At 39.2% G+C, this 13,589-nt stretch carries 16 protein-coding genes; 10 read left to right on the top strand and 6 right to left on the bottom strand.

Features of this window, described 5'->3' with window-relative positions; translation table 11 throughout:
* Window positions 1–427 precede the first annotated feature (427 nt).
* Window positions 428–703 (bottom strand): hypothetical protein, encoded by a 276-nt coding sequence (locus CKW00_RS00005; protein ID WP_095820812.1) that lies wholly within the window; start codon window positions 701–703, stop codon window positions 428–430.
* 18 nt (window positions 704–721) lie between these two features.
* Complete coding sequence (locus CKW00_RS13545; protein WP_143544206.1) at window positions 722–1,255, bottom strand: hypothetical protein; 534 nt, start codon at window positions 1,253–1,255, stop codon at window positions 722–724.
* Between the two features lie 525 nt (window positions 1,256–1,780).
* Between CKW00_RS13545 and CKW00_RS00015 the strand changes: the two genes are divergently transcribed.
* Complete coding sequence (locus CKW00_RS00015) at window positions 1,781–2,353, top strand: type II toxin-antitoxin system PemK/MazF family toxin (RefSeq protein ID WP_233129677.1); 573 nt, start codon at window positions 1,781–1,783, stop codon at window positions 2,351–2,353.
* Between the two features lie 394 nt (window positions 2,354–2,747).
* Here the strand turns inward: CKW00_RS00015 and CKW00_RS00020 are convergent, their stop codons facing one another.
* Entirely contained in the window at window positions 2,748–2,960 is a 213-nt protein-coding gene (locus tag CKW00_RS00020; RefSeq protein ID WP_095820813.1) for a hypothetical protein, read from the bottom strand.
* 157 nt (window positions 2,961–3,117) lie between these two features.
* Here CKW00_RS00020 and CKW00_RS13550 point away from each other — a divergent pair, with 157 nt between their 5' ends.
* Window positions 3,118–3,576 carry a hypothetical protein gene (locus CKW00_RS13550; protein WP_143544207.1) on the top strand — a complete coding sequence of 153 codons (459 nt, stop codon included), beginning with the start codon at window positions 3,118–3,120 and terminating at the stop codon, window positions 3,574–3,576.
* A 433-nt stretch (window positions 3,577–4,009) separates the two neighbouring features.
* Here the strand turns inward: CKW00_RS13550 and CKW00_RS00025 are convergent, their stop codons facing one another.
* Window positions 4,010–4,222, bottom strand: coding sequence for a hypothetical protein (locus CKW00_RS00025; protein WP_095820814.1), 213 nt, complete (start codon window positions 4,220–4,222; stop codon window positions 4,010–4,012).
* Window positions 4,223–4,604: 382 nt separating this feature from the next.
* A complete protein-coding gene (locus CKW00_RS00030; protein WP_008592142.1) occupies window positions 4,605–5,342 on the bottom strand; it encodes an ABC transporter ATP-binding protein in 738 nt (245 codons plus the stop codon).
* Window positions 5,343–5,607: 265 nt separating this feature from the next.
* Here CKW00_RS00030 and CKW00_RS00035 point away from each other — a divergent pair, with 265 nt between their 5' ends.
* From CKW00_RS00035 to CKW00_RS00075, 8 genes are all read left to right on the top strand, one after another.
* A complete protein-coding gene (locus tag CKW00_RS00035; protein WP_008592141.1) occupies window positions 5,608–5,847 on the top strand; it encodes a hypothetical protein in 240 nt (79 codons plus the stop codon).
* Window positions 5,848–5,954: 107 nt separating this feature from the next.
* A complete protein-coding gene (locus tag CKW00_RS00040; RefSeq protein WP_008592140.1) occupies window positions 5,955–6,227 on the top strand; it encodes a hypothetical protein in 273 nt (90 codons plus the stop codon).
* A 947-nt stretch (window positions 6,228–7,174) separates the two neighbouring features.
* Window positions 7,175–7,675, top strand: a complete 501-nt coding sequence (locus tag CKW00_RS00045) for a DUF4825 domain-containing protein (protein ID WP_008592139.1) — start codon at window positions 7,175–7,177, stop codon at window positions 7,673–7,675.
* 413 nt (window positions 7,676–8,088) lie between these two features.
* A complete protein-coding gene (locus tag CKW00_RS00055) occupies window positions 8,089–8,352 on the top strand; it encodes a hypothetical protein (RefSeq protein WP_008592137.1) in 264 nt (87 codons plus the stop codon).
* 128 nt (window positions 8,353–8,480) lie between these two features.
* Entirely contained in the window at window positions 8,481–9,041 is a 561-nt protein-coding gene (locus CKW00_RS00060) for a rhomboid family intramembrane serine protease (protein WP_095820815.1), read from the top strand.
* Window positions 9,042–9,110: 69 nt separating this feature from the next.
* The gene (locus CKW00_RS00065) at window positions 9,111–9,317 is read left to right on the top strand and encodes a hypothetical protein (RefSeq protein ID WP_008592134.1); all 207 of its coding nucleotides are present in this window, start codon (window positions 9,111–9,113) and stop codon (window positions 9,315–9,317) included.
* 393 nt (window positions 9,318–9,710) lie between these two features.
* Complete coding sequence (locus tag CKW00_RS00070) at window positions 9,711–10,493, top strand: hypothetical protein (RefSeq protein ID WP_095820816.1); 783 nt, start codon at window positions 9,711–9,713, stop codon at window positions 10,491–10,493.
* Window positions 10,494–10,792: 299 nt separating this feature from the next.
* Complete coding sequence (locus CKW00_RS00075; protein WP_095820817.1) at window positions 10,793–12,100, top strand: lipopolysaccharide biosynthesis protein; 1,308 nt, start codon at window positions 10,793–10,795, stop codon at window positions 12,098–12,100.
* A 208-nt stretch (window positions 12,101–12,308) separates the two neighbouring features.
* Here CKW00_RS00075 and CKW00_RS00080 read toward each other — a convergent pair whose 3' ends face one another.
* A complete protein-coding gene (locus tag CKW00_RS00080; protein ID WP_095820818.1) occupies window positions 12,309–13,520 on the bottom strand; it encodes a cytochrome P450 family protein in 1,212 nt (403 codons plus the stop codon).
* Window positions 13,521–13,589: the final 69 nt, after the last annotated feature.

The following is a 13,589-nucleotide window of genomic DNA, read 5'->3' on the forward strand; positions in this document are numbered from 1 at the left end:
GTTTACGGTAAAATTAAGTTGGGTCATCATCAAACCTCCTGTGTTGGTTTTTCGTGGTTGAAAACATTGTAACACAGGGTTGATGAGGCCCTTTTTTTCTTTTTACACAATTATATGGACTCAATCTATACATGACTAATTTCGGCCTTCATGCACGATGGGCGATTCTTTTTTTATACTTTTTCGCTCACGAAATGTTGTGAGAAAGACATAAAGTAAACCAGGTATAGATTATGTTCACAGTTAGGAGGGTTTCTACACCTACAAATAAATCGAAAATGGGAGTCATCTTCGGAGTTTTTGGAGGGTGGGGGAACGACTGCCTACCTATTGTGAAAAAAGAAATAAAAATAAGCTACTCCGATTTAATATAAAAAAAGGATATGCCTTAAAGACATATCCCAAATTAACTTATAATTCTCACTTTCTATTGAGTTGAGGATTTTATGGACCGAGTATAAGTTTTCATTTTAAAGGCTACTACTAGTGCAACCAACAACGTTAGAAAACCAATACCATAGAAAACCAGAGCCCACGTGCTATTGAAGAAGACTAATCCCAATGAGTTTGAAGAAATGCTTACAAATATAAAGCTAATTACTTCATTCGATTTTTTCTTTTTGTAATTCTTATTCTTTAAAGTTAAGACACTTACTGCGGCGATTAAAATAATAATAAACGCTAAAAGCGATACTTCTAACATTAGACTGTGCCCCCTTTATTAGAAGTCTACGTTACCTCCGACACACGCAGCTACAGTACCGGTTCTAACCCCTAGGAAAGTGGCAGCACAGACAATGCAGGCTGTTCCAGCAGTGAAGGCACATGCCACCGCGCATGCTCCAGCTATAACACTTGCTCCAACTCCAGTAATACCTAAACAATCAAGTAAGCCGCCCCAATTCATTCCCAAAGTTGAAATTGGTGAATTAGCTTGCTGCTGCTGATAATCTTTAGCTGTAGTAAAAGTTTCATTTGTAACTTCATCAGTGTGCGTTTCTCCATTTAAGTATAACACAATGTGGAAAGTATTTTTGACTGACTTTTTAACGATTAATTCAGTATACGATTCGATTTCATTAGTATTATTAAAGTAAAAAGCAACATTACTAATCTCATGATGATTCTCACTAATAACCGGTACTACTAAAGTTTTAATTTCACTATCATTAACTTCGAACAATTTTGCTTCATCGTACTCTAATTTTTCCGTGTGTATTTCAGCTTTACCTTTTTTAATCTTATTCTTAGTCAAAGTACTATACTTTTTAAGTTGACCAGTGAGCCGAGGGCGGTTCAGGTGGCCTTGAGGTCCATATGTATGACAAGCTGTTTCGAGCGCTCGGTATATCGCCGCGGGAGTACGCGGCTCTCTTTGGCCATTCGTAAGTAGATACGTAAGCATATAAAGGCATATACATGACTAATTTCGGCCCCTTCTCTTTAGAGGTGGCCGTTTTTTATGAGGAGAATACCGACCTATTAAATTGTTGAAATTTTTGCTCGGGAAACTAAAAAGTCTTTATCATAAAATTTTACAGAAAGCTTTTTCACATGGTGATATAATAAGGGAAAGTTCTCTGAAAAGAATATTTAGGAGGAGAGAAAAATCAAATATAAAATCCTTGGTGTTGTTGCTGTAACTGTTATCTCTATTTCTTTTTACAACACTTTTCTTGGTACTCAAAACCATTCTTCCTCCCCGCCATCCACGGAAGTGTAACTGCTAGACTAAAGTGAACAGTTTTTGATTGATAGAAATGAACAGGGGAGATGAGTAGTGAACAAGAAGAAAGTTCATGAAGACGCAGATTTAATAGCGGATATGAACAAAACCATGCAAAAGTTAGAAGGCGTCATCGAACATATGGACGAGAAACGAGGGAAGATTTTCATCGACTGGCTAAACACTCAGAGTACATATCTCCAATGGGAAGAAGGGTTCGATCCGTCTTACTTAAAAGCTTATAAACGCGGGGAAATTGTATTTGCTCACTTCGGTTTCAATGTAGGAGCGGAATATGGCGGGATGCACTACGCCGTCGTTGTAAGTGACAGTTCAAAAATGAACCCCAACGTGAATGTAATCCCTATGTCTTCGTTAGAAGAGGGGCAGACCGAAGAAGATATACATAAAAGCAGAGTGTTCCTGGGGGTCATCAATGGACTGAACGACAAGAAAGCTATGGCCATTCCAGATCAATTGAGACCTATTAGCAAAATCCGGATTGTTCGACCGAAGAAAGCAAAGGAGACCGTCTACAAGCTAAATTCTGAGCAAATGGATGCTATCGACGATAAGGTAAGAAGAATGTTTACGCGGCTCAGAAGCGAAGATAAAAAAGAGAAGTAACCTACGAATTCGCTACCGATAAAGCACGATTACGAGCGCAGTGGTTCACAAAAACGGTGAAATGTTATATACTAAGTATAGAAATCAAAGAAGTACTAAAAATAATATTGCCCTTTGAGTCTTGACTCAAATGCGGCCCTAAAAACTTTAAATGATCACCTTAGCGTGATCCGAAAAGGAAAAGCCACTCCAATTACGGGGTGGCTTTTTACGTTCTTTAATTTTTAGGAATCCTCGGTGACCCTCTGGTTCTGCCACTTGTGGCAGACATCACCCTGTACTTTTGCAGAGTGCCCATTTACACATTCACTAAACTAAGTGTTACGTAAGTACATCCAACAATAAAATAATTTGTTTTGACGATTTGAGCCAAGTTTTTAAAAAGGATAACCGTTTAATCTTTTTCTCTCTGAGCATTATTTCTTTTGATATTTCTAAATTTAAAAAAGACCAATATAAAAAATACTATGTAAAAAATCCCGACTAAAAAATACTCATAGCCTTTAGGTTGCTGCCCTAATATTACTTGGTAAACAATCGTTCCTGAAAATATTAAAAAAACGATCAGCGCAATCACATTAAACTTCAAGCTATTCTTCAGTTCCACAAGTAATTCTCCTTTCGACTATTTTTCTTAAAAGTACAATAACATTTTATATTTAAAGAAAAAATAATTATAAATATTTACTTTTTTTAAAAAAATCGTAATATTCATTTAAATCCATCCGGAAATCATGGTAAAGTATCCCTGTAAAATATTTTACATGAGGCTAGCTATCAAGCTACATAAGAAATTTTTGTCAGTTATTTCAGTTTTGCTAATGGTGATGTTACTACCGATTTCTGGAACAGTATCAGCAGCTACTGTCGGTACAAATGCGTATGTCCCTAGTGGCCCCGGAACAAGTTGCCCAAATAGTTACTACTTAACAGAAAATGAAGTCGAGGAAATGTACCATAGTAAATCTAATTACGAATCCGCCGCCGGTTGGGCTTCATTGATTTTCGGAGGAGCTAGTTATTTTGTTGCTTCCGGAGCATTAGCAGTAAGTTCGGGACTGTTGGGTGGAGCGAGTTTAGGTAGCTCATCCACTGCTAATTGGATAAATGAAGCTTACTATAAAGACACAGGCGTTTTGTTTTGTCATGAAGGATTAGAAAAAGATACTTCAACAGTTATTAATGATGCTTATTACGAAAATCCACATAGGTATTATTACTAAAATAAGTTCCCCCCTCTCGATCTTCGAAGGGGGGATTTTAACTGTAAAATTAAATTTTGGATAACCCACCATTTCTTTTTTTATCTGAGTGCCCATTTATACCCACCCCCAAACGGGGAGGGGACATAGGAAAACATCCTTGACGACCTAACTTCAAGTTAGACCGTTCACTTTCATCCGGATTTAGCAATTAAGCGCAGCTGATAACTCTTCGAGAAGGACGGCGCAAAATTGCGCTGTGAAAATGTATTCCGAAAAGTTAAGTTTTCGGAAATTCTTTTAAAGTTAGTGAGAAAGTGTGGCTTGGACCATGTTGCGTTAAATGCACGGTGGTTTCTTATCTTCATCGAGAAGTCTTAATGGATACGAGGTGACTAAGTTAAACGTAGGAGGCCTCCACACTCAGAAACGTTCTATTCCAGGACAGATAGGATCAGTAATCTTCGTTCGGCACCCATACTAACTCTTCATCCATAACAGCAAAGAAAACAGTCACTTGCTGAACTGCATACTCCATAGCTTCCGTTTCTGTGTCGAGCCTTTGCGAAGAAGAAATATATGGTCCAGCCTGAGTAGAGCTTTTGCAGTAATGACTGGTATCGTAATGATACTTCCCTTCATGGTCTATTTTAATTTTGACTTTCACTTTCTGCTCTCCTACGTTATTTATCAAAAAATATATTATGGAACTTCTTTCCGTTCATTGCTTTCGGTCAAGTAACTGGTCACCAACAACAGTGCAGTGGTGGCAAGATTATTGAAATGACTCAGCTAGTGCTGGAACGCGATTTAATAAAAGGGGTGTGAACTTTTGAAGAATTTGCCTATCGGTTATTTATGAAAGCCTTAAAAAAAGAAGGAAAAAGGCTTAACGAGTTGAAAGGGTGAGGTTGTTGTAACGGTAGCCCCTTATTAAATACCGGCAGATTACAGTGAAAATAACATACATTTGATTAAAAAATACCAAGTGCCGGTTTTCTTAAATCCCGACGCTTGGTATTTTTCTATTTGCATCCCCACAGATGCTCCTATGCCTTTTGTTTGTCCCGAAACTTCTTAACAACCGTAATGATGGCCACAACTACCAGCACGATACTGGTGATCAGCAGCGTTATATTCAAACTGCTATATGCACTGTCATTGACTACATAAATACCGTAGAACGGCCAAAGAATGACGAGCGGATAGAGCCAGTCGCTATAGCGGAAGGCGACGATACTCCCGATGAGGGTTGCCGCCGCAAGCATGATAAGCGTCCAGTCCAGCTCGCCGAAACCTAGGATGGTCTCTACCTTCATGCTGGCTGTCACCGCGAACACGTTGACGATCGTCGCAACGGTCACCCAGGCGAAATAAATGGAGAACGGCAACCGGTCGAACCAGTTATAGTCAGCCTTCGTGATTAATGTATGCATGAGGACAAGGGTAGCGAGAAGGCCCGCAATCACCAGGGTCGATGCAATCAGCCACTGCTGGGTAAATACGACGATCCAGAGCCCGTTCAAGAGAAAATTGAGAATCGGCCAGAAGGTTAAGCGCGACGCTAATGATCCTTCCCACGTGTTATCAAAAAACCGTTTGATAATCCAGATAAAAAGCAGGACGTAAATCAGCCCCCATATAGAAAAGGCGAACCCTGCGGGCTGGATAATCGCCTGGTTATTGTCGGCTACGATACCGACATTCGTGGCGCTCCAGTAGTTCAAAAAAATCATAAGACCAAAAGCTATCAGATAGGCGATAGCACATATCCGTTGTTTCGGCATCGATATCCACTCCTTTTTCCCGTCACCAATCGTTGTGTTTTGTTGTGTGCATTATTTTGGGTTTTCCTTTTCTGGAATTTTTAAAACTCTTTTCCGTTCTGCAATGATTTGGCAGGGAAACCAGTAGTTTACTAGAAGATAACAAAGACAGTCGTTTACGCGGTTTAGAAGAAGTCATAGACATTCATTCTCTAAGAACAGTAAATGTAGCGTGAGAAGTGTTATTCCCTTTTCTTTTATTTACGATGTAAAAAGGAGAGATAAAATGAATCAAAGTAATATTTATGATTTTCTGAACGTCGACCAGGACCCTTTATACCAAAGCCTCCAATCGTTACAAACAGGGGATCGTTACCGTCTTGATGACCAAACAGAAATTCACTGTAATGTTCATGGTCTGTATGAAGTTATAGCAGAAGAAACGGAACAAGCATTTTCTTCTCTTGAAGATTGTTATTCTTATATTTCTGCCTGTGGCTTTGAAGTAAAGTCCGATCGTTTATAAAACGTTTGATACAATGGCATTATCTAGCCGAATTGTGATAATACAACAAAACGAGCCATTTTGTTACATAATTTATGTTGAGATTGAAAATATGGGAGGCAACTGTCTTGCCAAGTAAACGTAGTGTGGGAATGCTTTCTTTTTTTATTCTGATTGTTGGGCTTGTTTTTCTTGGTGTCTATATTTTTACAGGTGATTCGTTTATTGACGACGGCATAACAATGCCACTCGGTTTTATCTTCCTGGCACTTTCTTTTGTTTTATCCTTGTTCAGCAGAAAGGACAAGTTCGGAAGGGTACCACTTTTCGTTTTTCCGATAATTGCGGTCATTTATTTATTGTTTTTCGGAATTATTTCTTTATTTTGGAATACATCCTAATAATACAATTACACAGAGGGGCGCGTTTGTTACAAAGCAGAGTTGGAAGATGGTCATTCGTAAACAAGTGACAATCCCTTTTCAACCAATGACTCAATGATTTTGGATATACATTAAACCGGCATCAGTTTGAGTTATTGCGACATTGAGTTACTAATGGCTTAACGAACAAAGAAGTAGATGACTAGGATCTTTTGCACAAAACCTCCATTTGGTAAAAACAACAAATAGTTACCATCTTGAGACTAAAGCAGAAATTCGCTCTAACGCTTGTGGTCTATACGTGATTATAGTAGAGGAGCGGTTACACTCCTATATTAAAGTTCGAACAGTTAAACACAATGTACTAAGTGTATACATTGGTTTCGCAATAGGACTAAATTGCAAGAAAGGGGCAATTTAAATGTTATACATAAAGGTTAGTTCCTTACTCTTTTTAATAAGTTTATGTCTTTTGCTTATAGGTTTATTTTTGGGAGGTATAAATGCTTCTTTGATTATTTCAGGTGTGATTATGAACTATGCAGGACTTGCTATATTATTTAGTGGGGCAATTAAAAAGCATAGCAAGGCTGAATAGGATTGTACTTCAATCACGTCCTCGACAGAAAGACCAGTTATTCACAAACGAGCGCCTGCTGCAAATGACTAGGTGATTTCAGATCTACCCTGGCAGCCTATGCTCCAAGAACATTCGCACAATATTAAACTGTATGGAGGTATAGAAAAAGAAACCTCGAAGATTGTTATTCTTATATTTCTACCCATGGCTTTGGAACAAAGTGCGATTATTTATAAAAACGTTCGATATAATAGCATTATCTAGCTGGATTATGATAATGCAATAAACAAACCATTACGTTTTATAATGCGAGAAAGATTGGTGAAGTTAGTAATAATAATTTTAAGCTAAAACAGAAAAGTTTTTGTGTAAAGGGGGAATGAAAATGCCAAAAATAACAAGGTATCTATTTTTTTCAATGCTAATATTACTTTTCCTAAATGGATGTGGTTCTATTGGTGACGAAAACGTTAATAGCAGTGAAGATATATTTCAATACAAGGAATCTATGATTGGTGATAACAGTGCAGTAGCCAGTATTATCAGGCAATTAAAACACAATGAAGAATTTCAAGAAGTTTCACTTGATACAAAAGAAAAGCCTTATGGAATGACTTTAAAGTATGGAAATATTGATGTAGCAGAGATAGAAAAAGAGTACAAAGAAACAGCCATTAATAATGCTACCTGCCTATTTGCGTTAATTAATAATGCGGAATGGGTTACATTTGATTTCGAAGACAATAAATATAAAATTACTAAATCGAAATTGCAGGATTTTTATAGTAAAGATTTAAGTGGATTTTCTAATGAGAAGGAGTTGAAAGCCTTAGTACAAGAACAGTTGAAAGATGAAAGTAAAGTGAACCAGCTTTTTACACGATAGAATTTTTGTTCAACTAACGGGCGCGATTGCTGAATAATACCATTTGCTTCAAGGCTTAGGGGTCTTCATGAAGGTAGCCTCTTTTTTATTAGGAAAAAAACAGATAAAACAAAGGAACTGTTTACTAAGCAGAAGAAATGGAACAAGCATTTTGTTCTCTTGTAGATTGCTATTCCTATATTTCCACCTATAGGTTTGAAGTGAAACCTGAGCGTTTATGAAAACGTTTGATATAATAGCATTACCTAGCTGGATGGGCATAGATATCTCTTTATTTGCGGGGATAAGTGTCATATTTATAAAAACAAAAAGATAATAATAAAAATAGGATAGTTAAGCAATCGGGTGCGTTAATTTAACAGTGCATCCTTGTAGGATGTATTTTTGATAAAGATTAAAAAGGAGCGAAAAAAGTGTTTAATGATATTAAAGTCGAATTCGAAATAAAAGCTTATGGAGAAGAAAAAACAGATGATTATAATGATTCATTTAAGGGATACGAAGTTGCGAGAAATAAGGTTTTATCAAAAGAAATAACATTGGGGGAACTTGAAAATTACGTATCAACCATCTTTGAAGAGGTAAAGGGTGATTATGGACAACCACCTGAACAACTAACTGCAAAAATCACCATTAGAGCAAAAGAAAAAGAAGGCGAAATTACTTATCTCGGTTGAGCCTTATCTATTCTTCAATCGGGTGTGATTGTTGTAAAACAGAGTTAGAAAACGATCAACCTTATCTATAGAAATCGTTCCGCACTCCATAAAAGAAGAATTAAACTTTAAAGGGGTGGTACAATTTCGTGAAAAGTATTCCGAATGTTTACATAATACTTATTACCCTATACGTGTCATTTTTTATATTAGATAAATTAATATTCAAAAATACGCTTCTAGAGTGGGCTGGCGGGAAGAGTTTTAATAATATGCAGGAGAGAGAATGGTACCGACTACTTACAGGGTCATTTTTTCACCAAAACATATTACATTTGTTAGGGAATGCTTACGCCATATATTTTGTCGGAGTTATCCTTGAAGATAACATTGGAAGTTGGAGCTTTTTAGCGATTTATTTAATCGGAAATATAGCAACATATACTGCTTACTCTACCTTCTCAAACTATTCGAATGGAACAGGAGCCTCTCCAGGAATATATGCGCTCATAGCTTGCGTAATTATCTTACACCTATACGATCCATCATTTCTTAATTTGGAATTTGGGGGTTGGCCTGTAAATTATACATTTGCTTATTTAATTTTAGGGAATCTTTATGGAATGGGCGCATTTATCGTACATATTCCGGGTTTCGGTTTTGGTTCGATTATCACGTTACTACTTTTACTCTTTAAAATTATAATTTAAAGCAAAACTCGTTAACAAAGTATAATAATCGGCGCATCAAGAGCATTAAGTGAATAGAGGGGACTTAAAATGCAACAAGGTAATGCTTATAAAAAATTCGATACTATTTTTCACTCAGGTTTTTTAATACTTGGTTTAGCTATGATCATCGGATTTGTTTTCGATATCTTGGTTCCCGTTTACTTTGTTGTATTAGGGGTTTTGAATTTGATAGCCGGTATAGCTGGCATTTTCCATACTAAGAAAGATAGATATGATGAAAAGTATACATCTTAAGTAATTGGGCGTAGTCGTTGAATAAGCAACGTTCCTGAATATGGGGGGGTCTTGGAAAAAGATTTAACTAAGGTTATCTCTGTATATCTGTAACTGTTGTAAGTTCGCCTATGGTAAAAACAACACTTTTTTTGGAAAAATAAGCGTTTCTGAAGCGATGTCCATACGTCAGGCATCGCTTTTTTTTGGAGTAAATCATTCTTTTTAAAGAATGTACGTTTCTTTTAATGTTGTACTGGTGTATAATTTATTGTAGTTAATCATAATGCTATGTTCCATCATCAATAAGATATCCGAAGAATTGAAAGCATCGATAGGGAGCGAGGACAAGAACACCGGCTTCCGAATCGATAAAGGGTATGGTCATCACACTACAAAGGATGAGGTGGGGTTATGATTGAATGGAAAGTATTGATACCGTTCTACTACACTGTGTATACCAGATTGAAGGATACGATGAACAGAATATCTTATATTACTACATTCTTCATACCGGTCCTCTTTGTTATATATTATTTTGATAGGAATATCGATTTTGCAGCTGTTCTCTCAGGTTTTGTCGCATTGTTCAGCGTATACGAAATCGGCTATTTAAAAAATGACATAGTAACGACGAAATTCGAGAAGAACCCGACCCTCAGGTTAGACAAAGAATCATATAGCATTCTTGATGAAAATCTGAAACGAATCGTTTTATCAAAATATATTATTGCTTTAGTTTCTCTCGTTGCGATCTGGCTGATGGGATACCAGGTGCTCATTCTCGGTGCTTTCTTGTTACTGATCGATGTAACTTACAGAATCCATAACAGAGTCAGAGGGAGAACAGCTCTTATTACATTTATGGTTTTAAGTGTTCTGAGGTATTCTGCCGTTCCTGTATTGTTCGTATCTGATTTATTTTCCGTTTTAATGATTTTCACTGTTACTATCGGTATCCTGAGGTTCATTGAAAAAGGTTCGAGGAAGAAATTTCATCTCAAATGGCTGCAACATTTGTGCAAGGAAATAAATCAGTTCAGGGTTCTATATTATCTGTCTCTGGTTATAGTGGCTTTTGTCATCGATTTGAACAGCGTTTATTCTATTCTGGCTATGTATTATTTAATATACAGAACAATTATTTACCTGATGATAAGGATTAAAGCGAATAAGAATCAGATCGGCTACACGTAATAGACCGATGTCTTATAGTTAAACGGAAGGTCACTCCTTGCAACGTATCGTACTGCACTGCAGGGAGAATTTCATCGCAGTGAAGGGAATTAACTTGTTCTTAATAGAATAAAAGTAAACATTATTTAAAACAAAAGCTGGGATTATACAGGTTATTGTTGTATAATCCTAGTAAGAAATCAAAATTATTTACCTTCAACTTCAATAATGAATAAAAAGAAGCGTATTTTTTTATCCTTTTACGTTCTTTAAAAAGAACAAAAAGATATTTATAAAAAGTTTGTTGATAGGGGATGCCTATGGAAAACATATTAGTCAGAATCTCACGGAAATCGTTCGTAAGAAATGTAGCTATAGTGGCTTCCGGCACCGCTTCTGCACAAGTGATCATGGTTGTCAGTTCACAGTTTCTTACGAGAATCTATGGTCCGGAAGCTTTTGGGATGTTCGGTGTATATTCTTCAATTATTGCCATTATAACTCCGGTAGCTGCCCTGACATATCCGGTAGCTGTCGTTTTACCTAAATCGAAAGAGACAGCTATGGACCTGATGCGTCTTTCTTTTTACATTACTTTACTGGTAACGATGGTTACGGCGGTTTTTCTGATGTTATTCAGTGACGTGGTAGTGTCTGCCTTCAATTTGGAGGAGGTCGCTTCCTTTCTTTACTGTCTCCCTCTAGTTATTTTTTTTACCGGGTGTCTTCAGATTATAGAACAATGGCTCATCCGTAATGATCAGTTCAAAATTACCGCTCGTGCCACCCTGGGACAGACGGCTATCATACAGACGGGTATGGTGGGAGCTGGTCTATTTAATCCTCTGGCTGCAATACTTATACTATTCACTTCGATGAACCAGGCCTTACGTTCTTTTATCATGATGGTAGGGGCGGGATACTTTAAACCGGTCAAGGTGATAAGTTTTTTAACAGAGATTAATGTACAAAAGATGCAGAAACTGGCGAAAAGATACTATGATTTTCCGGTATTCCGGAGTCCTCAACTGCTGCTGAACGGATTTTCGCAAGGGTTTCCTGTCCTTATGTTAAGCAGCTTCTTTTCTCCAGTCGCAGCAGGCTATTATGCTATAGGAAGAATGGCCCTGGATATGCCGACCAACCTGATCGGGAAAGCTATATCGGACGTTCTTTATCCCAGGATCTCACGAGGAGCAAATAATTTTGAAAAAATCACCCCGATACTGCTGAAGGCGACAGCGATGATGGGAGGAATCGGGCTCTTACCTTTTGGCCTTGTCATCCTGATCGGCCCCTGGCTATTCGAACTTGTTTTCGGGGAAGGCTGGTCGATGGCGGGAGAATATGCTGTATGGATCGCGGTCTGGGGCTGGACCAGGTTTCTGCGGGCGCCAAGTGTCAGTACGCTTCCCGTTTTGTCGGCGCAGGGATTTCATCTTGGATTCACCATCTGTTCGCTGATTGTCCGGATCGCTGCGATGTTTGCAGGATACCGGATATTCGGGGACGACCTTACAGCTGTAGCATGGTTCTGTATAAGTGGAGCATTCATGAACATCCTTCTCGTATTGATTACCTGGAAACGAACCCGTAGATTTGATGCACAGCAGAAGGAGACGGTATGAGAAGGGGAATGGCTGCTAAAGAATATATGAAGCGGAATAATAGGAGAAAAGGAGCGGAATTTATAGATATAGCTGGAGGGTTCCAAAGAAAGTGAAATTCATCCGGCTATAAAAAACAGGCTTGCGGGGACGGGCAAGGAATTAAAGGACTGCCGGCGATTTAGCCGACAGCCTTTTTTCTTCTATATACACGTACTGTCGATACGACTTACTTCAGACGGACGGGGAGTTCCGTAAGTCCGCGCATAAGTATGCCGGGACGCCACTCGAGATCGGAGGCGTCTGTACTCAGCTGCAGGTCAGGGAAGCGTTCCAGTAGCGTCTGCAGGGAGACTTCGGCTTCCACCCTGGCAAGCGGAGCTCCGAGGCAGAAGTGCATGCCTTTCCCGAAAGCGAGGTGCTTGCTCCGGCCGCGTGTGATATCGAAGACGTCCGGGTCTTCAAATGCTTCCGGGTCACGGTTGGCTGCATCAAGAGCTACGAGTACATGCTCGCCCCTTTGTATCGTCTGCCCCTGCAGCTCGACTGTTTCAGAAGCCCAGCGGTCGGTACTGAATTCGACCGGTCCTTCGAAACGGAGCATTTCTTCGATAGCCGGGCGCAGAAGACCAGGCTGTTCCTGAAGCTTGCGCATCTGTTCAGGGTGAGTCATTAGGGCGTACATACCGTTCGAGATAAGGTTCACCGTCGTTTCGTGCCCGGCGATAATTAACAGCGACACCACGCCGTACAGCTCCTGTTCGGAGAGGCGATCCCCGGATTCCTCTGCCTGAATGAGCTTACTAATCATGTCGTCCTGAGGGTTTTCCTGTCTGGATGTCATCCACTCCTGAAGATAAGCGGTGAATTCCTGCATATGCTGCTGCACTTTTTCAGCTTTCTCCGGATCGTTGGATGCTTCCACGAGGGTGTTGGACCAGGTACGGAATTTATCCCTGTCCTCACTCGGTACGCCGAGCATTTCACAAATAACGATAATAGGGAGCGGAAAAGCGAAATCATCGATCAGATCGATCTGGGAACGGTCCTGCATATCGTCGATAAGCTCGTTCGCGATTTCTGTAATTCTGCCACGGAGCTCTTCAATCATTCGCGGAGTAAAGGCCTGCTGCACGAGGCCGCGCAGACGTTTATGGTCCGGCGGATCGGCAAATAGCATATTCCGGGAGAAAATACTCTGATGCGCCTGGGCACGACTTTCTTCATCCAGAAAAACGGTGAAATCCTTAATAAAGCGCTGGTCTTTCAGAACTGTTACAGCATCTTCATACCTCGTTACAATCCAGGCATAATGCCCGTCCGGCATCAAGGTCCGGTGCACGGGAGCGTGCTGCTGGAGAGAATGGAAAGCGGGGTATGGATTCTGATTGAAAGCGTGGGTAAATAAATCGGCTTCCTGAGAGTTGGAATGATTCGTCATCTTGGTAGTCTCCTTTGTAGAAAGCGTTCTCATAATTGTTTGAAAAAATACAGGAACATCCATTCCTGG

The organism is Salimicrobium humidisoli, assembly GCF_002295105.1.
GTDB lineage: Bacteria > Bacillota > Bacilli > Bacillales > Halobacillaceae > Salimicrobium > Salimicrobium humidisoli.